Raw genomic sequence first — 24,340 nt, 5'->3', positions numbered from 1 at the left:
GGTCGCCCCCAGGAGAGACTGCCCAATCGCTTCGCAGGCCCCTCTCGCGCCTTGCGCCGCAGCGGTGGACGCTCCATCGTGGCGCCGTTTACAGCACATAGCCGAGGCGCCTTCATGTCGGTCGATACCCAGGGAACCGATCTCGTCCAGTTGGTGGCGCTTCTCGGCGCCGCCGTGATCGCGGTGCCCATTTCCAAGCGGCTCGGCCTCGGCACGGTGCTCGGCTATCTCGCCGCTGGCCTGGTCATCGGTCCCTACGGATTGCGGCTCTTCACCGACCCGCAGGCGATCCTGCATGTCGCCGAGCTCGGCGTCGTGCTGTTCCTGTTCATCATCGGCCTCGAGATGCGGCCGTCGCGGCTCTGGAGCCTGCGCGGCGAGATCTTCGGCCTCGGCCTCGCCCAGGTCATCGCCTGCGGCGCGCTGCTGACCGGCCTCGGCATCGCCGCCGGCTTCGCGCCGGCCGTCGCCTTCATCGCCGGCATGGGCTTCGTGCTGTCGTCGACGGCGATCGTCATGCAGATCCTGGAGGAGCGCGGCGACACGGCGACGCCGGCCGGACAGCGCGTCATCTCGATCCTGCTGCTGGAGGATCTCGCCATCGTGCCGCTGCTGGCGATCGTCGCCCTGCTCGGCTCGCACGGCTCGACCGGCGAGGAGCATTCGCGCTGGCTGTCGATCCTGATCGCCATCGGCTCGCTCGCCGCCCTGATCGCGGCCGGGCGCTGGCTGCTCAACCCGATGTTCCGCATCCTCGCCAACGTGCAGGCGCGCGAGGTGATGACGGCGGCGGCGCTGCTCGTCGTGCTCGGCGCCGCGCTCGCCATGCAGGTCGGCGGCCTGTCGATGGCGATGGGCGCCTTCCTCGCCGGCGTGCTGCTGTCGGAATCGAGCTTCCGCCACCAGCTCGAGGCCGATATCGAGCCGTTCCGCGGCATCCTGCTCGGTCTGTTCTTCCTCAGCGTCGGCATGTCGCTCGATCTCGGCGTCATCGCGCGGCACTGGCAGACGATCCTGCTCGCGGTCATCGCCTACATGGCGCTGAAATCGCTCGGCATCTATGTCGTCGCCCGGCTCCTGAAGGCGGACCATGCCGAGGCGATGACCCGCGCCGCGCTGCTGGCGCAGGGCGGCGAGTTCGCCTTCGTCCTCTATGCGGCGGCGGCCGGGGCCGGCATCTTCACCGGCGAGGTCAACGCCATGCTGACCGCCACCATCATCCTCTCCATGGCGCTGACGCCGCTGGTCGTGCTGTCGCTGAAATGGCTGCTGCCGCCGCCGACGCCCGAGCAGCTCGACGAGGATTTCGACGGCGCCGGCGGCCGCGTGCTGATGATCGGCTTCGGCCGCTTCGGCCAGATCTCGGCGCAGTTCCTGCTCGCCGAGGGCGTCGACGTGACGGCGATCGATTCGGACGCCGAGATGATCCGCGCGGCCTCGCGCTTCGGTTTCAAGGTCTATTTCGGCGACGGCACCCGGCTCGACGTGCTGCGCGCCGCCGGCATCGAGCGCTCGCAGATCGTCGCCATCTGCACCGACAAGCAGGAGGTCACGGACAAGATCGTCGAGCTGATCCAGTCCGAATTCCCGTTCGTGCAGCTCTATGTCCGCTCCTATGACCGCGGCCATACGCTGCGACTGCTGAAGAAGGGCGTGAACTACCAGATGCGCGAGACGCTGGAATCGGCCTTCACCTTCGGCGCCGCCGCGCTGGAAGGCCTCGGCGTCGCGCCGGAGCGGATCGCCGACATCGCCGAGAACCTGCGCACACGAGACGCCGCGCGGCTCGCGGCGCAGCAGGCGGGCGGCCTGCTCTCGGCTGGCCGCGACATGTTCGTGACCAAGCCCTTCAAGCCCGAGCCCGAGCCGCTCACCGTTCCGAAGCGCGAATCGCGGGCGCTCAACAAGGAAGCCGAGTCGGCGACGGCCGAGCCGGCGGACTGAGCCGCCCGCTTCTCGGGAATGCAAAAGGGCCGGGAGTTTCCCCGGCCCTTTCTATTTTTCACGCAGCGCTCTCTCGCCCTCCACGAGGAAGTGGCGATGTCGCATACGCTGGATCAGCTCTCGTGAGGGCCGACCCGGACCATCAGCTCGGTGCCGGTGGTGAAGTATTTCTGCGACGCGCGCTGAACGTCCTCCAGCGTCACCGCGTCGACGAGGCCGTTGCGCTTGTCGATGTAATCCATGCCGAGATCGTCCAGCTGGATCGCCAGCAACTGGCGGGCGATCTTCGACGACGAGTCAAAGCGCAGCGCATAGGAGCCGATCAGGAAGCTCTTGGCCTTGGCAAGTTCCTCGGCCGTAGGGCCGTCCTTGGCCAGGCGCGCCATCTCGCTCCGGATCAGCGCCGCCGTCTCGTCGGCGCGGTCCGCGCGTGTCGCCGTGCTGCCGGCGAGGCCGGCCGAATGGCGGAAGGGAAGCAGCGTCGTGCCGACCGAGTAGGCCAGGCCCCGGCGCTCGCGCACCTCGCCATAGAGACGCGACGAGAAGGTGCCACCGCCCAGAATGTGATTGGCGACGAAGGCGGCCATGAAGTCGGGATCGTTGCGGCGCGGGCCGGGACCGCCGAAGGTGATGACCGTCTGCGGATTGGGCATGTCGATGTCGACCTTGCCGCTATGCGGCACAATATCGGGGATCTCGGCCAGCTTTCCCGTGGCGGGCAGCGGACCGAAGACCTGGTCGAGCATGGCGCCGACCGCCTTCGGATCGATGGCGCCGACAACGGCGACCTTCAGGTGGTCGCGCGCGAACACCCGCTCGCGATAGGTCTCGAGGTCCTTCGCCGTGATGGCGGCGATGCTTTCGACCGTGCCCTCCGGCGGCTGGCCATAGGGGTGGCCCGGATAAGCTGTCTCGCGGATGGCGGCCGAAGCGACCGAGTTCGGGTCCTTCTTCGCCTCGTTGATGCTGATGGTGATCTGCGAACGGATGCGCTCGATCGGCTCGCTGTCGAAACGCGGCTTCTGCACCGCGTCGGCCAGCATCGAAAAGGCCTCGTCCTTGTTCTCGGCCAGCGTCTTCAACGTGCCGAAGAAGTCGTCGCGGCCCGCGTCGAACGACATGCCGATCGAAAGCTCGTCGAGCTTCGCCTGGAAGGTCTTGCTGTCCATGCCGCCGGCGCCCTCGTCGAGCATGCCCGAGAGCATGTTGGCGAGGCCGGGCCTGTCGGCCGGGTCCTGGGCGATGCCGCCGGCAAAGGCGAAGTTCACCGCCACGATCGGCACGGCATAGTCTTCGACCAGCCAGGCCTCGATGCCGCCGGGGCTGACGACGCGCTGGACTTCCATCGCGTAGCCGGCCGGCGCGAACGCAACGAGACCGACGATGGCGAGGCCGAAACACGCCAGAAGATTCTTCTTCATGCTAATTCCTCAGTCGGTCAGCTGCGGCTTTCAGCCGGCGCAGGCAAAAGGGAACCCGTTACGGAACGGCGCTTGTCGAGATATTTGGCGGCGACCTGCGAGACATCGGAGAGCGTCACCGCATCGATCCGGCGCGCCCAATCCTGCACGTCGGAAAGCGACTGGCCGGAAATCATGGCCGTGCCGAAGATGCGGGCGAGCGAAGCCTGGCTGTCCTGGCTGTAGATGGTCGATGCGCGGGTGCGCTTCTTGGCCAGCGCCAGTTCCTCGGCGGTGATGCCGTGCTCGCGGACGTCGTTCAGGACCGCTTCCACGGCGCCGCTCAGCTTGTCCAGCGTGACGTCGCCGCGCGGCGTCGCGTAGAAGCCGAGCCGGCCATAGTCGAGGCCGTCGCCCGAATAATAGGAGCCTGCGCCGCCGGCGATGCCCTGCTCGACGACGAGGGCGCGATAGAGGCGGCTGGTCGGCCCGCTGCCGATGACGTCGGCGAGGATGTCCAGCGCCTCGGCCTCGCCCGGCTTGCCGGAATTATAGGAGGGCGCGAGATAGATCTGGTTCCAGGACGGCTGGCTCACACGCTGGTCGCGCAGCACGAGCGAGCGCTCGGCCAGCGGCTCCGGCTCCTTCGGCCGGTGACGCTCGCCCGGCTCGGACCGGCGCGGCAGCTTGCCATAGGTATCCTCGGCGAGCTTCCTGACCTCGTCCGCCGTGACGTCGCCGGCGACAACCAGGAGGGCGTTGTTCGGCGTGTAGTAGCGCTGGTACTGGGAGATCGCGTCTTCGCGCGTCAGCCCGGCCATCTCATGCGCCCAGCCGATGACGGGAATGCCATAGCGGTGGTTCTGGTAGAGTGCGGCGTCCATCGCCTCGCTGAGCTGCGCGCCCGGATCATTGTCCGTGCGCATGCGGCGCTCCTCGAGGATGACGTCACGCTCCGGCAGCACGACCGCGTCGGTCAGCTGCAGCCCTTCCATGCGATCGGCCTCGAAGCCCATCACCATGCCGAGCTGTTCCTTCGCGACCGTCTGGTAGTAGGCGGTGGCGTCGGCCGTCGTGAAGGCATTCTCGACGCCGCCCACATCGGAGACCCTGGCGGAGAATTCGCCGGCCGGATGATTCTTGGTGCCCTTGAACATGAGGTGTTCGAGGAAATGGGCGATGCCGGACTTGCCGGCCGGATCATCCGCCGCGCCGATCTTGTACCACACCATGTGGGTCACGATCGGGGAGCGATGATCGGGGATCACCACGACATTCATGCCGTTCGCAAGCTGGAACGTGCTGGCGTCGGGGGCGATGCGCGGAAGCTGGCTGGCTTCGGCGCTGAGCTCTGCCCGGACCGGCGTTGCGGGCTTTTCTTCCGCAAAGGCCGGGGCGGCTGCCATGCTGATCGCGACAGCGATGAACAGGGCGGCTGGACGGCGCTTGCGCGCTGCCAGCCTCGACTGGAGAATAGAGGCCATTGACCCTCGATTTGCTCGGCGTGTTGCTCGGCGTGCCACTCGAGGCTTCGGCTTAGAAAGCCGCTGTGGCCAGATTGAGACAATATTGTCGCAATCAACCATTAAATTTCAGAAAGACAAGCTGACTATCACCGGCCTGACGGGTCTCGATCCGCTCGAGCCCCGGAATTTCGCCGATTTCGGCCTTGGCTTCCTCTTCCAGCACGACGATCGCGCCGGGCGCCAGCCAGCCGCCCTCGACGGCCGAGGCGAGTGCCGCCTCGCCGAGCCCCTTGCCATAGGGCGGGTCGGCGAAGACGAGCTGGAACGGCTCGACCGTTCCGGCGGGTCCGAGCTTGGTCGCGTCGCGGCGCAGCAGCTTGGTCCGCCCTGTCAGCCCGAGCGCCTCGATATTGTCGCGGATCAGGCCGCGCCCCTCGACGCCTTCCTCGACGAAGATGGCGTAGCGCGCGCCGCGCGAGATCGCTTCGAGGCCCAGCGCGCCGGTGCCGGCGAAGAGATCGAGCACGCGCGCATCGGCGACGATGTCGTCATAGGCATGGGCGAGCACGTTGAAGAGACTTTCGCGCAGCCTATCGGCCGTCGGCCGTATCGTCTGCGTACGCGGCGCCGCCAGATTGCGGCCCCGAAACTCACCGGCGACGATCCGCACGACCCGTTCCACCCGTCCTGCTGCCTGAACCACCCGGACGCCCGCCGCTCGAAGGCCGGCCGCCCGGTCTGCCGCCGCCACGCGGCTTGTCGCCATCGGGGTTGCGGCCCGTCACCGGGCGCTTGTCGAAGGAGCGACCCGGCTTCGAGCCGCCGCGCCCGCCCTTCGGCTTGTCGCCGTCAGGATTGCGTCCGGTGACCGGCCGCGCGTTGCGGAGGCTGCCCTCGAAACGCCTGCCATCCTGGAACTCGCGCTTCTCGCCAGCCTCGGCAAACTCACCACGGCCCCTGCCCCGGGCAGCGCCGCGATGGGAGGTGCGGCCCGGCGCTGCCGATTCGGCCGAACGTTCGCCACGGCCACGACCACCTTCGCCACGCGGCGTGCGACCTTCAGCCGGGCGTTCGTCACGACCGCGATTGGCCTCGCGACGCGCCTCCGAAATCGGGCGGCCACCCCGGCGGTTGCCTTCGCCACGTCCTTCGGCCGGGCGCTCATCGCGACCACGGCGCGCCTCGGAGATCGGACGGCCGCTGCGGCGGCCGCCGGTCTCGGCTTCCTCGGCCTCGTCGCGGCGGCGCGTCGGCCGCTCGCCGGTCGGCTTCACCTGCGCCAGCGGCTTGATCGGGCCGCGATGGATGGTGCGGCCGCCGGACTTGCGGTTGCTGCGGCGGGCGGCTTCCTCTTCCTCGCGGAGCGGCGCGTCGAAATCGGCGCCGGATTCCTTCGCCAGCTTCTCGCCGAGCTGGTCGCGCAGAACGCGGCCCTTGATCTCGACGGCTTCGCCCTCGGCGAGGTCGCCGAGCTGGAACGGACCATAGGAGACGCGGATCAGGCGGTTCACGTCGAGGCCGATGCTCGACAGAACCTTCTTCACCTCGCGGTTCTTGCCCTCGCGCAGCCCGATCGTCGCCCAGACGTTGGAGCCCTGGATGCGGTCGAGCGTGCCCTCGATGGCGCCATACATGACGCCGTCGATCTCGACACCGTCCTTCAGCTTGTCGAGGTCGGGCTGCAGGATGTCGCCCCAGGCGCGGACGCGGTAGCGCCGCATCCAGCCGGTCGAAGGCAGCTCCAGCACCCGGGCGAGGCCGCCGTCATTGGTCAGGAGCAGCAGCCCCTCGGTATTGATGTCGAGCCGGCCGACGGCGATCACGCGCGGCAGATGCGCCGGCAGCGAATCGAACACGGTCGGGCGACCTTCGGGATCATGCGCCGTCGTCACCAGGCCGCGCGGCTTGTGGTAGAGCCAGAGCCGCGTGCGCTCGCGGGTCGGCAGCGGCTGGTCGTCGACCGTGACGCGGTCGTTCGGACCGACATTGACGGCGGGACTGGTCAGGACGCGGCCATTGATGGCGACGCGTCCTTCCTGGATCAATCGTTCAGCATCCCGGCGCGAGCAGAGGCCGGCGCGCGCCAATACCTTGGCGATGCGATCGTGCTCTGCGTCGTCTTGCGCGGCGCTGTCCTTCGTGCGTTTCTGCGGCGGCTTCATCTATCCATCCTTGAAACGGTTCCTTAGAGCATTTTGCGGCCGGGTGGATACGGCTTCGTGCAAACAAAATGCGACATCTCAAAAATGGCAGGCCAATTCGAGCGATGCGAGCGGAGATGACAGGCGCCGGCACCTCCTTCATGGACCTCGCCCTCGACGAGGCGCGCAAGGCGGCGGAGCGCGGCGAGGTGCCGATCGGCGCGGTGATCGTGCGCGACGGCGTGGTGCTGGCGGCCGACGGCAACCGCACGCTGGAGCTCAACGATCCGACCGCCCATGCCGAGACGCTGGCGATCCGCACCGCCTGCGCGGCGCTGCAATCGCAGCGCCTGCCCGATTGCGATCTCTACGTGACGCTGGAGCCCTGCCCGATGTGCGCGGCGGCAATCTCGTTCGCCCGCATCCGCCGGCTCTACTACGGCGCCGCCGACCCGAAGGGCGGCGCGGTCGAGAGCGGCGTCCGCTTCTACAGCCAGCCGACCTGCCACCACGCTCCCGACGTCTATGGCGGCATCGCCGAAAGCACGGCGGCCGACTTGCTGCGGGATTTCTTCAGGGACCGGCGCTAGCGCGGCTTCCTAGGCGGCCGAGCTGCCACGGTGATCGACGGCTTCGGCGCGCGCCTCGGCATGGCGGCTGCAGATGACGCGCAGAAGCGACGCGAAATTGCCGATCTCGCCGCGCAGCTCGACGACCTCGTCATGCAGCGTCGACAGGAAGCGGGCCGTCGGCATCTTCTGGCTCGCGGCGATCTCGTCGAGCATCGACCAGAACATGGCCTCGAGCCGGATGCTGGTGACGACGCCGGCGATGCGGACGGACCGCGTCACCGGCGCGAACAAGGCAGGATCGGTCGAAGCGAAGATATGACACACGGCGCGCCCTCCCCAGGGATCGCGCGCCGCGTCGATCAGGCGTGGCTGATCGTGGTGCCGAGGCGCGCGAGAAACTGTGCCATCCACGTCGGGTGGGCGGGCCAGGCCGGCGCGGTGACGAAGATATCGTCGGTGATCGCGTCATGGATGGCAATATCGGCGTGTCGGCCACCGGCGAGACGCACTTCCGGCGCGCAGGCGGGATAGGACGAAATGGTGCGGCCGCGAATGACGTCGGCGGCGGCGAGCACCTGCGCCCCGTGGCAGACGGCGGCGATCGGCTTGCCGGCGGCGGCGAAGGCCTTGACCAGGGCGATCACGCCGTCGTCGAGGCGCAGATATTCCGGCGCCCGGCCGCCCGGAATGACGAGCGCGTCGTAGTCCGCCTCCTTCACCGACGCGAAGTCGGTGGTCAGCGCGAAATTGTGGCCGCGCTTCTCGGAATAGGTCTGGTCGCCCTCGAAATCATGGATGGCGGTCGCGACCTTGCCATTGGCGGGCTTGCCCGGACAGGCAGCCTCGACCTGATGCCCCACCGCGGCGAGCAGCTGGAACGGCACCATCACTTCATAGTCCTCGACATAGTCGCCGACGAGGAAAAGGATCTTCTTGGCCATAGACGGGTCTCCTCCACGCGTTCCCAGGCCAGCAAAATGTAGCCGGCCGGAAAGACGAACAGGTAACACCCCCATACTACCGCACCCGCAGGAGCCAGTCAGGGCGAAGGCCAAAACGAAAAGGGCGCGGCTTGCGCCGCGCCCTTCTCGTAGACTTGGGGACAGGACTTCCTAGAAGTCCTTGCCGCCGACCAAAGCCGGCTGTTGCCGGCTTTGGCATTCATTCGCCGAGGGCGAATGGACTTCTTAGAAGTCCATGCCGCCCATGCCGCCGCCCGGAGGCATAGCGGGCATGCCGGCGTCCTTCTTCGGACGGTCGGCGATGAGCGCCTCGGTGGTGACGATCAGGCTCGACACCGAAGCGGCGTCCTGCAGAGCGGTGCGGACGACCTTGGTCGGGTCGATGATGCCGGCCGCGACCAGATCAACGAAGCTCTCCGACTGCGCGTCGAAGCCGAAGGTCTCGCCCTTGCCTTCCAGAACCTTGGAGACGACGATCGAACCCTCGACGCCGGCGTTCTCCGAGATCTGACGGATCGGGGCTTCCAGAGCGCGGAGCACGATCTTGATGCCAGCCTCGACGTCGGCGTTGTCGCTCTTCAGCTTCTCAACGGCCTTCTTGGCGCGCAGGAGAGCCGTGCCGCCGCCCGGGACGATGCCTTCTTCGACGGCAGCGCGGGTTGCGTTCAGCGCGTCGTCGACGCGGTCCTTGCGCTCCTTGACTTCGACTTCCGTCGCGCCGCCGACGCGGATGACCGCGACGCCGCCTGCGAGCTTGGCGAGACGCTCCTGGAGCTTCTCCTTGTCGTAGTCCGAGGTGGTCTCTTCGATCTGAGCCTTGATCTGGTTGACGCGGGCTTCGATCTCTTTCTTCTTGCCGGAGCCGTCAACGATGGTCGTGTTCTCCTTGGAGATCGTGACCTTCTTGGCGCGGCCGAGCTGGGCCAGCGTGACGTTCTCGAGCTTGATGCCGAGGTCTTCCGAGATCACCTGGCCAGCGGTCAGGACAGCGATGTCCTCGAGCATGGCCTTGCGGCGGTCACCGAAGCCCGGAGCCTTGACGGCTGCGACCTTGAGGCCGCCACGGAGCTTGTTGACGACGAGCGTGGCCAGCGCCTCGCCTTCGACGTCTTCCGAGATGATCAGGAGCGGCTTGCCCGACTGGACGACGGCTTCCAGGACCGGAAGGATCGCCTGCAGGTTGCCGAGCTTCTTCTCGTGCAGGAGGATGTAGGGGTCGTCGAGCTCAGCCACCATCTTCTCGGAGTTGGTGACGAAGTACGGCGACAGGTAGCCGCGGTCGAACTGCATGCCCTCGACGACTTCGAGCTCGGTCTCGGCGGTCTTGGCCTCCTCGACGGTGATGACACCCTCGTTGCCGACCTTCTGCATCGCCGAAGCGATCATCTGGCCGATTTCCTTCTCGCCATTGGCGGAGATGGTGCCGACCTGAGCGACTTCCTCGGAGGTCTTGATCTTCTTCGAGCGCTTCTCGAGATCCTTGACGGCCTCGACGACGGCGAGATCGATGCCGCGCTTCAGGTCCATCGGGTTCATGCCGGCCGCAACGGCCTTGGCGCCTTCCTTGACGATCGCCTGGGCGAGAACCGTCGCGGTGGTGGTGCCGTCGCCAGCGATGTCGTTGGTCTTGGAAGCGACCTCACGAACCAGCTGGGCGCCGAGGTTCTCGAAACGATCCTCGAGCTCGATCTCCTTGGCGACGGTGACGCCGTCCTTGGTGATGCGCGGGGCGCCGAACGACTTCTCGATGACGACGTTGCGGCCCTTCGGGCCGAGGGTCACCTTGACGGCGTTGGCGAGGATGTCCACGCCGCGCAGCATCTTCTCGCGCGCGTCGGCGGAGAACTTTACGTCTTTAGCAGCCATTGAATAGCTCCGTTCCAGGTTATGGCGAACAAGGGGAAATCACGTCTGGGGGCGAGCCCCCGCGCGACTTACTTGCCAGCCTTGCCAGTGATTACGCCGAGGATGTCCGACTCCTTCATGATCAGGAGCTCTTCACCGTCGATCTTGACTTCCGTGCCCGACCACTTGCCGAACAGGATGCGGTCGCCGGCCTTGACGTCGAGAGCGACCAGCTTGCCAGCGTCGTCACGCGCGCCGGGGCCGACAGCGACGACTTCGCCTTCCTGCGGCTTTTCCTTGACGGTGTCGGGGATGATGATGCCGCCGGCGGTCTTCTCTTCCGACGCAACGCGACGGACGACGACGCGGTCATGCAGAGGACGGAATGCCATGTTTGTTCTCTCCTCGCGTGCAGGGCGATCCCTCGGGACCACCCGCCAAAATGGATGCGTTGGCACTCACCAGTGGCGAGTGCTAGCAGCCGCACGGATCTAGGAGCCGGGTGTCGGGATGTCAAGGAGACCGCATCGCCGATCGCGTCAGTTTTTTTTCGCCGCGCCCTTCCGACCCAGGCGGGCGGCGGCGACGCGACGCCGGCCTCAGGCCCATTCCGGGCTTGGCGTCTCGCGGCCGAGCGCATCGACCGCCTGCTCGAGCCGCTGCACGAAGCCTTCGCCCGCGCCGGTCATCGGCTCGCCGATCACCACGTCGCAGAAGAATGGGACGGGAAGATGGTCGCCCTTGGGCAGCACCTTGCCGAAGCCGCGCAGGAAGACCGGCAGCACCGGAACGTCCGGCCGGCGGCGCGCCATGTGGGCAACGCCGCGCTTGAACGCCTGCCGCATCTCCGGCTCGCCGCGCGAGCCCTCGGGAAAGAGGATCAGGATGTCGCCGGCATCGAGCGCCGCCAGCGCATCGGCGAGCGGATCGACGCCGCCGCGGCCGCTGGTGCGTTCGATCGGCAGGATGCCGATCAGGTCGACCGCGAACCACCGGAGCGCCCGGTTCCTGAGGAAATAATCCGCCGCCGCCACGGCGCGCACCCGGCGCAGCATGCGCAGCGGAAACAGCGACATCAGCGCCAGCGTGTCGAGATGGCTGTTGTGGTTGGCGGCGATGATCACCGGCCCGTCCTTCGGCAGGCGCGCGCGATGGCGCACGGAAAGCCCGATCGCCACCAGCAGGAACGGCCGCACCAGAAGCGCGAAGAAGACGAGACGCAGGCAGTCGCGGGCGGTCATCGTTGGGCGGGCCTCACCGTGGCTCAGAAATAGAAATAGCGAACGGCGTGGAAGAAGATCGGCGCGGTGAACACCAGGCTGTCGATGCGATCGAGAATGCCGCCATGGCCGGGCAGCATGGTGCCGGTATCCTTGATGCCGAGATCCCGCTTGACCGCCGACATCACGATGTCGCCGAAGAAGCCGGCCGTCGCCAGCAGCGCGCCGATGATCGCCGCCTGCCACGCTCCGATCGGCGTCAGGACCGGCGCGAGCGCCGCCGACAGCAGGGTCGTCGCGACGAGCCCCCCGAGGAAGCCACCGACCGTCTTGTTGGGCGAGACCCTCGGCGTGATCTTGCGCCGGCCGATCAGCTTGCCGGAGACGAACTGGGCGACGTCGTTGAACTCGGTCGCGATCAGCAGGAAGACCAGCAGGCCTGCCCCCATGCCGGGCGGTGCATCGGGCGGCGGCACGGCGAGCAGATAGGCCGCGTGGCTGACGGCGAAGACCGCGATCATCAGCCCCCAGTGCAGCGTGCCGGCGGCCTTCAGGAAGCCCTGCGTCTCGCCGCGCAGCACCATGGCGGCCGGCAGGATCAGGAACATGTAGACCGGCACGAAGATGACGAACATGCCGTACCAGCCGATCCCGACCCAGTAATACTGGATCGGCACGGCGAGATAGGCGACGAGGAGGACGACGCGGTCGGCCCGCCGCGTCGGGATGATCGTCAGGTATTCCTTGAGCGCCAGATAGCTGACGAAGGCGAGAAGCACGATCATCGCCGTGCGGCCGAGCGCCAGCGCCACAACCAGCAGCGCCACCATCGCCCACCAGCTGCCGATCCGGGCCTTCAGCTCGCGCCGCTTCTCCTGCGCCTTCTCGTCCGTCTCCGGCGGCGGCGAGCGCATCCAGACGAGGATGGTCGCGGCGGCGAGGCCGAGCACGACGAGCGCCAGCGTCGCCAGGATCTGCAACGGCAGGTCGAACAGGGTAAAGGAGGAAGCGGTGCCGGGCATCAGCTTTCCCCCAGCGCATGGCGCGCGCGATTGAACGAGGTCCAGACCGCCAGCGCCGCCAGCAGCAGCATGATCCCGTCGAGCCACCAGCCAGCCGGAACGCCGAGCCCGACCAGGAAGGCGATCGCGCCGATCACCGCAGCGCGGTCGGACTTGCCCATCGGCCCGTCATAGCGCCGGCCCGCGCCCAGCGCCTGGACCAGCACGCCGACGAACTCGGTCAGGATCGCAGCGACGACGAACAGCGCGATCGGCCAGCCATGCGCCCCATAGGGCGCCAGCGCCGGCACCAGCGCCAGGTAGAGCGCGGCATCGGAGACCACGTCGCCCACCTCGTTGAGGATGGCGCCCAGCCGGCTCTTCTGGTCGTGCTCGCGGGCGATCATACCGTCGATGGCGTTCAGCGCCATGCGCAGGAACAGCACCACCGGCAGCAGGAACAGGCTGGCGCGAACGCCAGCGAGCGCCCACAGCGCCAGCCCTGTGGCGATGCTCGCGACCATCGCGGCGATCGTCACCTGGTTTGCCGTGACGCCACGCGCCACCAGCGCGCCGACCAGCGGTCGCAACAGCGCCTGGAAGCGCGGCTTCAGATCATAGACGGAGGTCATGCAAAGCGCCGCACACGTCGAACCACCGCCGGGCATCGGCCCGGCGCTCTCCCCTTCATGCTCCCGGCCGCACCGGCGGGGCTATGAAACCGGTCACAAAACCCGTCGATCAGCCGGAAACGGTGAAGGGCAGCTCGACTGGCGCCGAACGACCCGTCGTGGTGTCGGTGACGTTCAGGACCAGCACGTAATCGCCCGCCTTCAGCGCCGGCAGCTGGAAGCCGACGGTGATCTGGAATTCGCGATTCTTGTTGCGGCTGACCTTCTCGAACAGCGCCGGCGTCGCCGACCTGGTCAGGATCTGGCCGCTCGCATTGCGGATCTCGATCTCGGAGGAGAAGGCGATCTTGTAGCCGTCCGCGACTTCCGCCCAGCCGAAGCCCTGCGGCTCGAGATAGACCTGGAGATTGGCCGAGGGGGCGAAGCTGTTGCCGGCATGCGCGGTGTAGTCGCCAAAACCCTTGGCGGCGTCGACGAAGCGCGCATTCCTGAACGTCAGCGGCGCCGATTTCCAGAAGGCCTCGACGGCGGCATCGAGCGCCTGCTGCGCCTCGGCGGACTTGCCGGTCTGAAGCAGGGTTTCCGCCTCGGCGGCCTTGTCGGCGACCTCGCCGGCCATCGCTGCGCCACAGGCGGCGAAAAGCAACGCGCCCGCCATTGCAATCCCGGAGATCCGGGATGCCCGATCCTTCATGTCTTTCCCCTCGTCTCAGGCGCGGCAAGCGCCCTGCAGCCCCATTTCGCGCGAACATGCCGTTCCGGCGCGTCCGGCGCAAGGGCTTCGACAAATGAGGATTAATTCAGTGCGCCAACGGCTTATGCCGTACGGCGCTCCAGCCAGGCCTGGCGCTTGCGATAGATCGTCGACGGAGAGATCTCCAGCGCGGCCGCGGCGCGCGCGATATTGCCGCCATGCGCCTCGACGGCGCACTCGATGATCGAGCGCTCCTGTTCCCAGAATGGGGCGACAAGCTGAGGCGCAGCGCGGGTTTCTACGACGGCAAACTCGTTTCGCGACGGCTGCGCGCCCCCGGCCCGGATGGTCTGCGGCAGCATGGCGACGGTGACTTCCGCCCCCTGGTGCAGCACCACCACGCGGCGGATCGCGTTCTGCAATTCGCGGACATTGCCGGGCCAGGCGTGGCGCATCAGCATCGCCGCCGCCTCGGGCTCGAAGCCGCGGAAGGCGCGCGCCTCCTCCGCCGCGTAGCGGGCGAGGAAGGCGGAAGCGAGCGGCAGGATGTCCTCGGCGCGCTCGCGCAGCGCCGGCAGCTGGATCGGCAGCACATGCAGCCGGTAGAACAGGTCCTCGCGGAAACGCCCGGCGGCGATCTCGGCGAAGGGATCGCGATGGGTGGCGCAGACGATGCGCACGTCGACCCGCCGCGCGGTGACGTCGCCGACGCGCTGGACGGTGCCGCTCTGGATGAAGCGCAGGAGCTTCGCCTGCAGGCCGAGGTCCATCTCGCCGATCTCGTCGAGGAACAGCGTGCCGCCATCGGCGAGTTCGGCCGCGCCCGTCCGGTTTTCGGTCGCGCCGGTGAAGGCGCCGCGGACATGGCCGAAGATCTCGCTTTCCATCAGGTCCTTCGGGATCGCGCTGCAGTTCAGCGCGATGAAGGGGCCGCCGGCGCGGCCGGAGCGGCCGTGGATCGCCTCGGCGCAAAGCTCCTTGCCGGTGCCGCTCTCGCCGGTGACGAAAACGGGCGCCTTCGACGGCGCGATGCGGCTGATCTGGTCGTAGACGAGGCCCATCGCGGCCGAACGGCCGATGAAGCCCTCGAAATCCTCGCGCGCCAGGCCGGTCGCGGCCGGCTTCGGGGCGGCGGGCGTCTCGGCGCGCTTCGCCTCGGCGGGCCGGGCGGCCGGCCACTCCGCGATCGCCGCGTTCAGCCTTTCGAGCAGCGCCGCGGCGCCGAAGGGCTTGGGCAGGAAATCGATGGCGCCGGCGCGCATGGCGGCCACGGCGGCATGGACGGAGCCGCGCGCGCTCATGGCGATGACGGAGGAATCATGGCTCGACAGGCCGCCAAGTTCATCGACGCCGCCGACGGTCTCGAGGTCGGCGACGACAATCGCATGCGGGCGGTCGGCGAGCCGTTCGAGCGCCTCGGCCTTCGTCGCAAAGGCGGTCGGCGCGAAACGCAGCCCCGCCTGCGCCGACAATTGCGCCGAAACGGTGCGCCGCTGCACCGGATCCGCATCCACGATCAATACCTGAACGAGCTCTTGCGAGCCGCCGCCGAAACCCATGCCTGGAAGACCCCTCTTCCGCCGCGAAACATTTTTCGCGACGGATCATTCTTCTCAGAACAGGGTAAACAAAACGTTCCGGATCGTCCGCCAATCCCCGGAACGGGCAGCGCAAATTCAGCTTTCGAGGCCCGCTTCCCGGCCCGCCGCCAGCAGCCTGTCGACCAGCGCCGGGTTCGGCACCAGGCGGGCGAGCACGCCGGCCGGGTCCGTCGCCATTCCCGGAAAGCGGTCACGCATGCCGGCGATCGCCGCGCGCCTCGCCTCCGGATCGGCGGCGGCCAGCACGCGCAGGAAGGCGGCGAGCGGATGGTCCGGCAGGTCGACGCGGCCCATCAGCTTGCGCAGCGTCTCGGTCTTGCCCCCCTGGAAGGCGGCCAGCGCCAGATAGAGATCGTACCAGGACGGATAGGCGGCGTTGCTGCTGGCCGATTCCTCGATCAGCCGCATGCCGAGCTGGTAGCGGCCGGCGAGGATCAGCATCTGGCCCTGCGAGGCGCGGATGTCCGGATCGAGCGGGTTCAGGACCATTGCGCGGTTGCCGGCCTCGATGGCGCGCTGCATCTGGCCATCGGCGTAATAGGTGTACTGAAGCGCCTGCATCGCCCTCGCGCTGGTCGGCGCCAGCTGGACGGCCATCGCCGACGCTTTCACGGCGCGGTCGAGCGTGGCGCGGCGCAGGTCCGGATCGAGCCCGAGCTCCGCCTCGGTCAGGTAGAGGAAGGTCAGCTGCGCATAGGGCGGCGCATAACTGGGATAGCGTTTGGTGAGCTGCTCCAGGCAGGCGGTGACCTCGCCATGCGTCTTCGGTGCGAAGCTGCGCCAGTAGTTGAAAGAGCGGATCACGCAGGGAAAGCCGTCATCGGCGAGATCGGTCCTCGCCAGGCGGTCGGAGAGCACCACGCCATAGGGCTGGGCGATGGTGGTGGCGATCGTGTCCTTGAGCTGGGCGATGGTCACGGACGGCCGGACGGGGTTGCGCGGCACCGTCGCCTGCGACGACCAGATCACGCGGCCCGAGGCGGCGTCCGTCAGCAGCGCGGCGGCGGAGATACCGGAGGGCCCGGCCGACAGCCTGCCGCTCAGCAGATAATCGGCGTCGCCGTCCATCCGGGTCACCACCGTGACCTCGTCGAAGCGGGAGATCGCCGTCGCCAGCATGACGGCGAACTGACGGCCCGATATGCCGACGGCGGGCTCGTCGCCGATCGCGAACGGCGCCACGAAGATTCGCGGGGCCAGCGGCCGCGTCGCGGGCGCCGGCGCGGCATGCGGCATCGCGGCGACGGACGCGACGGCAACGGCGGCGGTCCCCGCCTCCTGCCCGGCATCCGCCAGCACAGCCGCATGGCGCAGGCCGAACACGCCGAGCGCCATCAGGAAGGCGACGATCGCGAGCGCGCCGCCGATCCGCAGCCGCCACAGGGTCCTGGCGGCGAAGACGGACACGGCCGTCGCAGGCAGGGCGGCTTCCCTTGCCGGCGTGACCGGCTCGGCCGGCGCGGCCTCGCTCGCGGCCTGCCCTTCGGCCTCGGCGGCCATCGGCTCGAAATGCGGCACATAGCTGCCGCGCGGCATTGCGATCCGCAGCGCCGCGTTCGCGCCACCCGTCCGGTAGTAGGCGTCGAGCGCCTTGCGCAGGCGTCCCGCCTCGACCCGAACGATCGGATCCGAGGCCGGGTCGAAGGTCTCCGGACGACCGAGCGCCTCGGTCGCGATCGAATAGGCCTTGATGCGATCCGCCTCGCCGGCCAGCGTCTTCTCGACGACGTAGGTGAGGAAGGCGCTCAGCTGGCGCGAGGCGACGAAGGAGGCGGATTCGACGATCTGACCCAGTGCCGCGCGGACGGCCTCGGGCTCGAACCCGAACTCCTGCCCCCTCTCCTGATCGGCCGGCTCCGTCATGGCGCGCCGTCTCAGGTTCCGACACCGGCGCCGCGCAAGGCTTCCTCCACCCGCTTCGTATAGGGCGAAGGCGGAAACTGGCGGCTGAGCGCGGTCGGCATGTCGTCGGCGAACAGGGGCATCAGATCATACAGCGCCTTCACGGCGGCGTTCCGGTCGGCAGATTGACCGGCGGCATCATAGGCCAGCACGCGGGCGACGGCACCATAAGGCAAGAGCGACACATCCGCCATCACCGAGCCGGAAGCCGGCTCGGGCCCCTCCGGCCGGCCCACCCGGGCCAGCAGTTCCAGCGAATCGTAGAACGAGACATGGGCGGGATCGAGCTGACGGGCGGCGGCGGCCTGCGCCAGCGCCTGGTCGGGATAGTCGGAGGCGATCAGCGCCAGCACATATTGCGAGCGCGAGAGCGGATCATACGGATTGGCCGAGATGGCCCTGAGGCCGATATCGCGCGCCGCCTCGAGGTCGCCCTTGCTGAAGGCGACGGTCGCCACCGCCGTCATGGCGCGGACATTGGTCGGCTCGAGCTGCAGCGCATGGCGCGCCAGTTCCTCCGCCTCCTTCCGGGCAGCGAGTGCGGCCGCTGTGTCGGGATTGAGGCGATAACGCTCCATCAGCAGCAGCGCGCGCGAGGCCCAGGCCGTTGCGAAGGTCGGATAGCGCTCGATCATATCGCGGAGGCAATCGTCGACGCGGCGCCAGCTGGTGTCATCGAGCCGGTGCCCGTGCAACTGCGCCTCGATCAGGCAATCATAGCCGCTCATCTCGCCGGGTGGTCCGCCTGCCCCGCGCGCGACATACTGGGCGATGGCGCCGAACTGCGGCGCGATCGCCGTGGTCGCGATGGCGAGAAGCCGGTCGACTCCGGCGCGGGTCATCAGCTCGGCGACGGGCATATCGATCGACGCGCTCCAGAGCACCTCGGCGGTCTGGAGCGAGGACAGGCGCATGGAGACGGTGCTCTTGCGGTCCGAGAAGGCGATGTCGCCCTCGATACGGAAATCCGCCGGCGGACCGCCATTGGTGAGCACGCGCAGTTCGGGGAAGCGCGCCAGCGCCACCATCAGGCCGGATTCGAGCTCGTCGGCCCGTTCCGCGGCCGTTCCGGTCGCGACGAAGGGCATCACCTCGACGCTCGGCAGATAGGGCGTCGACGCCCGCGGCACGGCGGAGGCCCCCGGCCTCGCAGCCACGACATCGAGACGCGGACCTCCGGCCGGAACGTCGCCCGGGGCAGACTTCAGGAAGAACCCGGCCCCGAGCAGCGCGATGGCAATCGACGCCAGAATGACGCCGATGGCGATCGCGCCGGGCCGAAATCCGACCGAGACCGGCTGGACAGGGGGCGGTTGCGGCATCGCGGCCGCGTCCGGCAAGGGAGGCGGCTCCGGTACGATGCGCTCGAAGCGCGGCACATAGGATCCGCGCTCGACGACGACGCGCACCGGGTCCTCGGCGCCGCCGCGATCGTAATAGGCGGCGAGCGTGCGGCGCAGGCGGTTGGCCTCGACACGGACGATCGGGTCGCGCTGCGAATCATAGCCTTCCGGCCGCCCTAGCACGGTAGTGCCGATGATCTGGCCCTTGAGCAGGTGCTCGTTGCCGGCCAGATGCGCCTCGACGATATAGCTCAGGAATGCGCAGAGCTGCGGCGACGCGACGAACTCGGCGCTCTGCAAGATCTTGTCCAGGGCGGCGCGGGCTTCGGCAGCGGAGACAGAATCGAGGTCGAAGGCCGACCCGGAGTCCGGCGGCATGTAGTTCACGCCCCTTCCCTATCCCCTGCACAAGTTGACGTTGCCCCCTGCCGGAGCCGGCAGGATCGTAGCGGCCGGCTGATCACCGCCGGTCATCTCGCGCTCTTCGCACGCAAAGCGCTGGCCCCGGCGATGCTGCCGGACGGGAGAACGGCGTGTTTCGACGCCGGCACATGCGAAGGGTCGGTGACTGGGTATCATGAACCTCGAACAAGCCGAACGACCAATTCGGAAATCCCCCGAGTTTTCCCGAAGCTGACGCTACGCCACCCCATCGCGACTTCGTGTCGAGATCATGACCAGATCGTACAATATCAGCACCGGATCGTACAAAGTGTGGATCGGCTGTCCTCCGGCAACTGTTAGGCCATGCCTTCCAGAACACGGCGACGATGGTGCCGCCCGGCAAATTCATGCGGCCGCCCATCAATCCCGCCAGCCGAGCTTGACCCTTACGTGCGGAAGCAATACGCCCCGCTTATGACCAACACGACCTCGCCCATCGCCGTCTCCGGCCTGTCGGAGCTCGCCCCCCAGTACCGCGCCGTCCTCTGCGACGTCTGGGGCGTCATCCACAACGGCGTGCGGTCGTTTCCGCGGGCCTGCGACGCGCTCGAGCGCTACCGCGCCCAGGGTGGCGTCGTTGTGCTGATCACCAATGCGCCGCGCACCAGCCATTTCATCGTCGAGCAGATGGGCACGCTCGGGGTCAGCCCGGATTGCTATGACGCCATCGTCACGTCGGGCGACGTCACCCGCGCACTGCTCGCCGAGCGCGGCGCCGCCAAGACCTTCCATGTCGGCAACGAGCGCGAAAAGACCCTCTACGAGGGGCTCGAACTGCAGCTGGTCGGCGAGGAAGACGCGGAGCTTATCTCCTGCACCGGCCTCTTCAACGACACGGTCGAGACGCCGGACGACTATGACGAGCGCTTCGCCGCCTGGCGGCGGCGCGACCTGCCGATGATCTGCGCCAATCCCGACATCGTCGTCGAGCGCGGCGACCGTTTCGTCTGGTGCGCCGGCTCGCTTGCCGAGCGCTACAAGGCGCTGGGCGGCACCAGCTTCGTCGCAGGCAAACCCAATCCGCCGATCTACGAGGCCGCTCTGAAGAAGGCGGCGGCGATCCTCGGCAGCCCGATCGGCAAGGAACAGGTTGTGGCGATCGGCGACGGCGCGCCAACCGACCTGCGCGGCGCGTGCGAACAAGCGCTCGACGTCCTGTTCGTGACCGGCGGCATCCATTCGGCCAGCTTCGGCCCGACCGAGGCGCCGGAAGCGGCTGCCGTCCACCGCTTCCTGGCGGAAAAGGAACTCGGCGCCCGCGCCTTCATTCCGCATCTCGCCTGGTAGGCCAGAAATGGGCGCCTCCCGCACGCGCCCGCGGCCCGCGACCAAACTGACGGCTTGACCATGTCCGATCGAGAGGCCAGTTTCCGGCCGCAGCCGCCGTCGCCCCCTCGGCCGGCTCAACTGGAGCCATCATGACGAGCGCCCACGCGCCCCTGCCCGCCGCCAGGATCCTGCCGCTCGACGCCTTGCCGGCGGAATACAGGCGCAGCGCGGTTGCCATCGGCAATTTCGACGGCATGCATCGCGGCCACCAGGCGCTGCTCGACGCGGCGCGCAGCGAGGCCAAGGTCCATGGCACGCCTTCGCTGCTGCTGACCTTCGAACCGCATCCGCGCAGCGTGTTCCGGCCCGACACGCCGCTGTTCCGCCTGACGCCGATCGAGGCCAAGGCGCGAATCGCGGCGGCCTTCGGGCTCGACGGCATCGTCGTCGCCAATTTCGACCAGGAATTCTCGAAGACCAGCGCCGCCGACTTCGTCGACCGTATTCTGGTGCGGCAGCTCGACATCTCCGCCGCGATCATCGGCCACGACTTCCACTTCGGCCATGACCGGCAGGGCTCGCCGGCCTTCCTCGCGCATGAGGGGTTGCGCCGGGGCTTTACCATGTCCGTGCTCGGCGCCGTCATGGACGATCATGGCGTCGCCTTTTCCTCGAGTCGGGTCCGGCAGGCGCTCGAAAGCGGCGCGGTCGAGACAGCCAATGCCGAGCTCGGCTATCGCTGGTTCGTCAGCGGCACGGTCCAGCACGGCGACAAGCGCGGCCGCGAGCTCGGCTATCCCACGGCCAATGTGCGGCTGCCTTCCGATTGCGGCCTGGCGCTCGGCATCTACGCCGTGACGCTGACGCGCGCCGACGGCAGCGTGCATCCCGCCGTCGCCAGCTATGGCCGCCGGCCGACCTTCGACAACGGCGCCGTGCTGCTCGAAGTGCATGTGTTCGATTTCAACGAGCAGCTCTACGACGAGACCGTCGCGGTCACCTTCCACGCCTTTCTGCGTTCCGAGGCGCGATTCGCCTCGATCGAGGCCCTGATCGAGCAGATGGACCAGGATTCGCTCGACGCCCGCCGGATCCTTGCGGCGGCCGGCCCGGGCACCGCGCTCGACCAGCGCCTGGCCGGGATCGCGCCGACCGTGCGTGTTGCCCCGGGGGAGCCGATCCGGTAGAAGGGCGGCCTAGACCGTGCCGGAATTTTGCCTGCTTTTCTGCGTTTAGTGGGACACAGGCTAAGGTGTGCCGATTCGAGCGCGCCCAGGAGTGATCGATCGACATGCCCGCTTCGACTGTTCAGCGTTATCTGGTTCTCCCTGCGGGAGCCCTTGTCCTGACCGCCCTCGCCGGCTGCTCCGGCACGACCTACGGCACCGGCGTATCTCCCGAGACGCAGACGCTGACGGACGTGATGAGCATCGCCAGCCTCGGCGGCGAGGACCGTCCGCCGATCGACTACAAGCCGCGTGGCGGCATCGTGGTTCCGCCGTCCAACTCGCTGCCGCAGCCTGGCCAGGCCGTCGCTTCGGCCGACCAGGCCAACTGGCCGAAGGACAAGGATCTCGCCCGCCGCAAGAAGCGCGAGAATGACGCGGTGGCCCCCAACAGCGAGGGCGCGCCGAACCTGAAGCTGGCCCCCGGCCAGACCTCGTTCGACCGCCGCGAGGAAGAATACAACGAGGCCCGCAAGGCCGAGGGCAAGAAGGCCTGGGATGCGCTGCACAGCGGCAAATCGGGTTCCTACGACGCCAATGGCAACCCCACCCGCAAATATCTGACCGAGCCGCCCGTCGACTATCGCGCTTCCGACCCGAACGCGCCGATGACCGAGCCGGAGAAGGTCAAGAAGAAGTTCGACGTCAGCAAGCTCTGGCCCTTCTAGGCCGGGACGCGGGACGAAATCGAAAGGGGGCCGAAGCCCCCTTTTTTGTTGTCCGCTTTTCCCTCGCCCGCGCTAGCGGACGACGACCCGCGTGCCGATGCCGACGCGCTCGTAGAGATCCTCGACATCCTGGTTGCGCATGCGGATGCAGCCGGACGAGACCGCATGGCCGATCGACCAGGGCTCGTTGGAGCCGTGGATGCGGTAGAGCGAGGAGCCGAGATAGAGCGCGCGCGAGCCGAGCGGATTGTCGAGGCCGCCTTCCATGCGGACCGGCAGGCCCGGCCGGCGGGCGCGCATCTCCGCCGGCGGCGTCCAGCTCGGCCACTCCGCCTTGCGAGTGATCGTGTGGACACCCGCCCATTCGAAGCCCGGCTTGCCGACGCCGACGCCATAGCGCCGCGCCGTGCCGTTCGCCTCGACCAGATAGAGATAGCGCGTCTCGGTATCGATCACGATCGTGCCGGGCTTCTCGCGGCCGTGATAGTCGACCACCGCCGGCAGGAAGGCCGGATTGAACTGGCGCGAGGCCTTGGGCGCCTTCGGCGCGGAGGTGCGCGGCATCAGCCCCGCCTGCTGCGGCGCTCGGCGTGCGCGGCGCTCCGCGCCGTAGGGCGGCCGCTCCATCCACCAGGCCGGCTGGCCATATTCGGGTTCGACCATCACCGGCGGGCGCGGCCGATAGCGATCGTACCGGTCGTAGCGATCATACCGGTAGGGACGCTCATACCGGCCATAGCCGTCGTCATAGCCATCGGAGCCGTCATAGAACTGCGCCTTGGCGGGGAGAACGGACAGGCCGAAAACGGCGAGCCCGACCAGGACGACGGATTGCAGCGCACTACGCATGGACGCCTCGAGAGGAAATCGCGCGCCACGGCGCGCTGGAAGAAAGACACCCGGTCCCGCGACCGGGAGGAGCGACCGCACGGCCGAGCCGGAACGATCCTCCCCTGAGCTAGATAAGGCTGGCAGAGGAAACGTGAAGGAGGCCTGAACGTCAATTGCGGCGGTGAACGGGGCGTTACCAGGCTGTTAACGGGGCGGATAGCGCTTCGCCGGTCCCGCAGGCCTTGCCTCGACGGGTCGGGAAATCGTAGAAGATCAGGAACAAAACACGAACTTCAGGAAAGCGTGCCCATGACCCTGCCCGATGGCATCCTCGCCGGCGAAGATGGCGTTCCCCGCTGCTGGTGGTCAAACGGCACCGCCGAATACCAGGCCTATCATGACGCCGAATGGGGCCGGCCGGTCACGGACGACCGCCGCCTGTTCGAAAAGCTGTGCCTCGAGGGCTTTCAGTCCGGCCTGTCCTGGCTGACGATCCTGCGCAAGCGCGAGACCTTCCGGCAGGCCTTCGCCAATTTCGAACCGGCCGAGGTGGCGAAGTTCGGCGACGACGACATCGCCCGCCTGCTCGCCGATCCCGGCATCGTGCGCCATCGCGGCAAGATCGTCTCGACGATCAACAATGCGAAGCGTGCGCTGGAGCTGATCGAGAGCGAAGGCTCGATCGCCGCCTATGTGTGGAGCTTCGAGCCGCCGGCCGGCGAACGACCGACTGCGTTCGACAAGGCGAGCCTGACGGCCAACAGCACGTCACCGACCTCAGTGCGCCTGTCGAAGGATCTCAAGCGACGCGGCTGGAGCTTCGTCGGCCCGACCACGGTCTACGCCTTCATGCAGGCGATGGGTCTCGTCAACGACCACGTCGAAGGCTGCCACTGCCGCGCCGAGGCGACGCGCCTCCGCTATGAACTCAAGCTGCCGAGCAAGGCCTCGGCGACCTAGTAACCGCCGTAGGAACGACGGCCGCGACGGTCGAGGTCGCGCTGGATCATTTCCAGGTCGATCAGATCGCCAGCCTGGGCAAGCTGCGCGGCTTCCGGGTCGTAGTTGACGTATTCCGACCAGCTGCGACGAAACTTCTTCAAGGACTTGAACATCTGCGTGTCTCCCTGTCGTGGGTGATGACGCAAAGGTAAGCGAATTCTGCCGCAATGCAAAACA

General features: G+C 67.9%; 23 protein-coding genes. 6 read left to right on the top strand and 17 right to left on the bottom strand.

From position 1 onward, the window contains the following. The first annotated feature begins 114 nt into the window (after nucleotides 1-114). Entirely contained in the window at nucleotides 115-1,944 is a 1,830-nt protein-coding gene (locus OSH07_RS16410) for a monovalent cation:proton antiporter-2 (CPA2) family protein (RefSeq protein ID WP_266339762.1), read from the top strand. Nucleotides 1,945-2,057: 113 nt separating this feature from the next. On the opposite strand, the gene OSH07_RS16405 is transcribed toward OSH07_RS16410, so the two are convergent. The 4 genes from OSH07_RS16405 to OSH07_RS16390 form a co-directional block, all read right to left on the bottom strand. Beyond that, nucleotides 2,058-3,365: a M16 family metallopeptidase gene (locus tag OSH07_RS16405; protein WP_266339761.1), complete on the bottom strand. Its 1,308-nt coding sequence runs from the start codon at nucleotides 3,363-3,365 to the stop codon at nucleotides 2,058-2,060. Nucleotides 3,366-3,382: 17 nt separating this feature from the next. Then, nucleotides 3,383-4,828, bottom strand: coding sequence for a M16 family metallopeptidase (locus tag OSH07_RS16400; protein ID WP_266339760.1), 1,446 nt, complete (start codon nucleotides 4,826-4,828; stop codon nucleotides 3,383-3,385). A gap of 94 nt (nucleotides 4,829-4,922) precedes the next feature. Beyond that, nucleotides 4,923-5,480 carry a 16S rRNA (guanine(966)-N(2))-methyltransferase RsmD gene (gene rsmD, locus OSH07_RS16395; protein ID WP_266339759.1) on the bottom strand — a complete coding sequence of 186 codons (558 nt, stop codon included), beginning with the start codon at nucleotides 5,478-5,480 and terminating at the stop codon, nucleotides 4,923-4,925. After that, the gene (locus OSH07_RS16390; protein ID WP_266339758.1) at nucleotides 5,461-6,972 is read right to left on the bottom strand and encodes a pseudouridine synthase; all 1,512 of its coding nucleotides are present in this window, start codon (nucleotides 6,970-6,972) and stop codon (nucleotides 5,461-5,463) included. The genes rsmD and OSH07_RS16390 overlap by 20 nt, the downstream gene beginning before the upstream one ends. Before the next feature lie 116 nt (nucleotides 6,973-7,088). On the opposite strand from OSH07_RS16390, the gene OSH07_RS16385 reads away from it, so the two are divergent. Next, a complete protein-coding gene (locus OSH07_RS16385) occupies nucleotides 7,089-7,541 on the top strand; it encodes a nucleoside deaminase (protein ID WP_266339757.1) in 453 nt (150 codons plus the stop codon). Between the two features lie 9 nt (nucleotides 7,542-7,550). Here the strand turns inward: OSH07_RS16385 and OSH07_RS16380 are convergent, their stop codons facing one another. The 11 genes from OSH07_RS16380 to OSH07_RS16330 all read right to left on the bottom strand — a co-directional run bounded on the left by OSH07_RS16380 (nucleotide 7,551) and on the right by OSH07_RS16330 (nucleotide 19,110). Then, nucleotides 7,551-7,847, bottom strand: a complete 297-nt coding sequence (locus OSH07_RS16380) for a ribbon-helix-helix domain-containing protein (RefSeq protein WP_266339756.1) — start codon at nucleotides 7,845-7,847, stop codon at nucleotides 7,551-7,553. Between the two features lie 35 nt (nucleotides 7,848-7,882). Continuing rightward, nucleotides 7,883-8,464: a DJ-1/PfpI family protein gene (locus OSH07_RS16375; protein WP_266339755.1), complete on the bottom strand. Its 582-nt coding sequence runs from the start codon at nucleotides 8,462-8,464 to the stop codon at nucleotides 7,883-7,885. Between the two features lie 246 nt (nucleotides 8,465-8,710). Then, nucleotides 8,711-10,351: a chaperonin GroEL gene (gene groL / locus OSH07_RS16370; protein ID WP_266339754.1), complete on the bottom strand. Its 1,641-nt coding sequence runs from the start codon at nucleotides 10,349-10,351 to the stop codon at nucleotides 8,711-8,713. A 68-nt stretch (nucleotides 10,352-10,419) separates the two neighbouring features. Continuing rightward, entirely contained in the window at nucleotides 10,420-10,722 is a 303-nt protein-coding gene (gene groES / locus OSH07_RS16365) for a co-chaperone GroES (protein WP_266339753.1), read from the bottom strand. A gap of 207 nt (nucleotides 10,723-10,929) precedes the next feature. Further along, on the bottom strand, nucleotides 10,930-11,571 hold the full coding sequence (locus OSH07_RS16360; protein ID WP_266339752.1) for a lysophospholipid acyltransferase family protein: 642 nt from the start codon (nucleotides 11,569-11,571) through the stop codon (nucleotides 10,930-10,932). A 23-nt stretch (nucleotides 11,572-11,594) separates the two neighbouring features. Beyond that, the gene (locus OSH07_RS16355; RefSeq protein ID WP_266339751.1) at nucleotides 11,595-12,572 is read right to left on the bottom strand and encodes a phosphatidate cytidylyltransferase; all 978 of its coding nucleotides are present in this window, start codon (nucleotides 12,570-12,572) and stop codon (nucleotides 11,595-11,597) included. Continuing rightward, nucleotides 12,572-13,183: a CDP-alcohol phosphatidyltransferase family protein gene (locus OSH07_RS16350; RefSeq protein WP_266339750.1), complete on the bottom strand. Its 612-nt coding sequence runs from the start codon at nucleotides 13,181-13,183 to the stop codon at nucleotides 12,572-12,574. The genes OSH07_RS16355 and OSH07_RS16350 overlap by 1 nt, the downstream gene beginning before the upstream one ends. Before the next feature lie 109 nt (nucleotides 13,184-13,292). Next, nucleotides 13,293-13,877: a hypothetical protein gene (locus tag OSH07_RS16345; RefSeq protein WP_266339749.1), complete on the bottom strand. Its 585-nt coding sequence runs from the start codon at nucleotides 13,875-13,877 to the stop codon at nucleotides 13,293-13,295. A 122-nt stretch (nucleotides 13,878-13,999) separates the two neighbouring features. Then, nucleotides 14,000-15,391 (bottom strand): sigma 54-interacting transcriptional regulator, encoded by a 1,392-nt coding sequence (locus OSH07_RS16340; protein ID WP_266339748.1) that lies wholly within the window; start codon nucleotides 15,389-15,391, stop codon nucleotides 14,000-14,002. Between the two features lie 162 nt (nucleotides 15,392-15,553). After that, nucleotides 15,554-17,341, bottom strand: coding sequence for a hypothetical protein (locus tag OSH07_RS16335; protein WP_266339747.1), 1,788 nt, complete (start codon nucleotides 17,339-17,341; stop codon nucleotides 15,554-15,556). Between the two features lie 11 nt (nucleotides 17,342-17,352). Continuing rightward, entirely contained in the window at nucleotides 17,353-19,110 is a 1,758-nt protein-coding gene (locus tag OSH07_RS16330) for a hypothetical protein (RefSeq protein ID WP_266339746.1), read from the bottom strand. Between the two features lie 471 nt (nucleotides 19,111-19,581). Between OSH07_RS16330 and OSH07_RS16325 the strand changes: the two genes are divergently transcribed. The 3 genes from OSH07_RS16325 to OSH07_RS16315 all read left to right on the top strand — a co-directional run bounded on the left by OSH07_RS16325 (nucleotide 19,582) and on the right by OSH07_RS16315 (nucleotide 22,330). Further along, nucleotides 19,582-20,454 carry a TIGR01459 family HAD-type hydrolase gene (locus OSH07_RS16325; protein WP_266339745.1) on the top strand — a complete coding sequence of 291 codons (873 nt, stop codon included), beginning with the start codon at nucleotides 19,582-19,584 and terminating at the stop codon, nucleotides 20,452-20,454. 131 nt (nucleotides 20,455-20,585) lie between these two features. Next, nucleotides 20,586-21,623, top strand: a complete 1,038-nt coding sequence (locus OSH07_RS16320; RefSeq protein ID WP_266339744.1) for a bifunctional riboflavin kinase/FAD synthetase — start codon at nucleotides 20,586-20,588, stop codon at nucleotides 21,621-21,623. Between the two features lie 104 nt (nucleotides 21,624-21,727). Continuing rightward, a complete protein-coding gene (locus OSH07_RS16315) occupies nucleotides 21,728-22,330 on the top strand; it encodes a hypothetical protein (RefSeq protein ID WP_266339743.1) in 603 nt (200 codons plus the stop codon). 72 nt (nucleotides 22,331-22,402) lie between these two features. On the opposite strand, the gene OSH07_RS16310 is transcribed toward OSH07_RS16315, so the two are convergent. Beyond that, nucleotides 22,403-23,179, bottom strand: a complete 777-nt coding sequence (locus OSH07_RS16310; protein ID WP_266339742.1) for a L,D-transpeptidase — start codon at nucleotides 23,177-23,179, stop codon at nucleotides 22,403-22,405. A gap of 291 nt (nucleotides 23,180-23,470) precedes the next feature. On the opposite strand from OSH07_RS16310, the gene OSH07_RS16305 reads away from it, so the two are divergent. Beyond that, nucleotides 23,471-24,121, top strand: a complete 651-nt coding sequence (locus OSH07_RS16305; RefSeq protein ID WP_266339741.1) for a DNA-3-methyladenine glycosylase I — start codon at nucleotides 23,471-23,473, stop codon at nucleotides 24,119-24,121. On the opposite strand, the gene OSH07_RS16300 is transcribed toward OSH07_RS16305, so the two are convergent. Continuing rightward, nucleotides 24,118-24,276, bottom strand: a complete 159-nt coding sequence (locus OSH07_RS16300; protein ID WP_266339740.1) for a hypothetical protein — start codon at nucleotides 24,274-24,276, stop codon at nucleotides 24,118-24,120. The genes OSH07_RS16305 and OSH07_RS16300 overlap by 4 nt on opposite strands. Nucleotides 24,277-24,340: the final 64 nt, after the last annotated feature.

It is taken from the genome of Kaistia nematophila (assembly GCF_026343855.1).
Classification (GTDB): Bacteria; Pseudomonadota; Alphaproteobacteria; order Rhizobiales; family Kaistiaceae; genus Kaistia; species Kaistia nematophila.
This window is presented reverse-complemented; position numbering and strand designations above follow the sequence as displayed.

Bases quoted from the DNA above. Each gene is read 5' to 3' on its own strand.
- OSH07_RS16320 (WP_266339744.1), top strand. From the start codon at position 20,586: ATGACGAGCGCCCACGCGCCCCTGCCCGCCGCCAGGATCCTGCCGCTC.
- OSH07_RS16315 (WP_266339743.1), top strand. From the start codon at position 21,728: ATGCCCGCTTCGACTGTTCAGCGTTATCTGGTTCTCCCTGCGGGAGCC.
- OSH07_RS16345 (WP_266339749.1), bottom strand. From the start codon at position 13,877: ATGAAGGATCGGGCATCCCGGATCTCCGGGATTGCAATGGCGGGCGCG.
- OSH07_RS16310 (WP_266339742.1), bottom strand. From the start codon at position 23,179: ATGCGTAGTGCGCTGCAATCCGTCGTCCTGGTCGGGCTCGCCGTTTTC.
- OSH07_RS16375 (WP_266339755.1), bottom strand. From the start codon at position 8,464: ATGGCCAAGAAGATCCTTTTCCTCGTCGGCGACTATGTCGAGGACTAT.
- OSH07_RS16400 (WP_266339760.1), bottom strand. From the start codon at position 4,828: ATGGCCTCTATTCTCCAGTCGAGGCTGGCAGCGCGCAAGCGCCGTCCA.
- OSH07_RS16410 (WP_266339762.1), top strand. From the start codon at position 115: ATGTCGGTCGATACCCAGGGAACCGATCTCGTCCAGTTGGTGGCGCTT.
- OSH07_RS16405 (WP_266339761.1), bottom strand. From the start codon at position 3,365: ATGAAGAAGAATCTTCTGGCGTGTTTCGGCCTCGCCATCGTCGGTCTC.
- OSH07_RS16360 (WP_266339752.1), bottom strand. From the start codon at position 11,571: ATGACCGCCCGCGACTGCCTGCGTCTCGTCTTCTTCGCGCTTCTGGTG.
- OSH07_RS16355 (WP_266339751.1), bottom strand. From the start codon at position 12,572: ATGCCCGGCACCGCTTCCTCCTTTACCCTGTTCGACCTGCCGTTGCAG.
- OSH07_RS16300 (WP_266339740.1), bottom strand. From the start codon at position 24,276: ATGTTCAAGTCCTTGAAGAAGTTTCGTCGCAGCTGGTCGGAATACGTC.
- OSH07_RS16350 (WP_266339750.1), bottom strand. From the start codon at position 13,183: ATGACCTCCGTCTATGATCTGAAGCCGCGCTTCCAGGCGCTGTTGCGA.
- OSH07_RS16325 (WP_266339745.1), top strand. From the start codon at position 19,582: ATGACCAACACGACCTCGCCCATCGCCGTCTCCGGCCTGTCGGAGCTC.
- groL (WP_266339754.1), bottom strand. From the start codon at position 10,351: ATGGCTGCTAAAGACGTAAAGTTCTCCGCCGACGCGCGCGAGAAGATG.
- OSH07_RS16305 (WP_266339741.1), top strand. From the start codon at position 23,471: ATGACCCTGCCCGATGGCATCCTCGCCGGCGAAGATGGCGTTCCCCGC.
- OSH07_RS16390 (WP_266339758.1), bottom strand. From the start codon at position 6,972: ATGAAGCCGCCGCAGAAACGCACGAAGGACAGCGCCGCGCAAGACGAC.
- groES (WP_266339753.1), bottom strand. From the start codon at position 10,722: ATGGCATTCCGTCCTCTGCATGACCGCGTCGTCGTCCGTCGCGTTGCG.
- OSH07_RS16335 (WP_266339747.1), bottom strand. From the start codon at position 17,341: ATGACGGAGCCGGCCGATCAGGAGAGGGGGCAGGAGTTCGGGTTCGAG.
- OSH07_RS16385 (WP_266339757.1), top strand. From the start codon at position 7,089: ATGACAGGCGCCGGCACCTCCTTCATGGACCTCGCCCTCGACGAGGCG.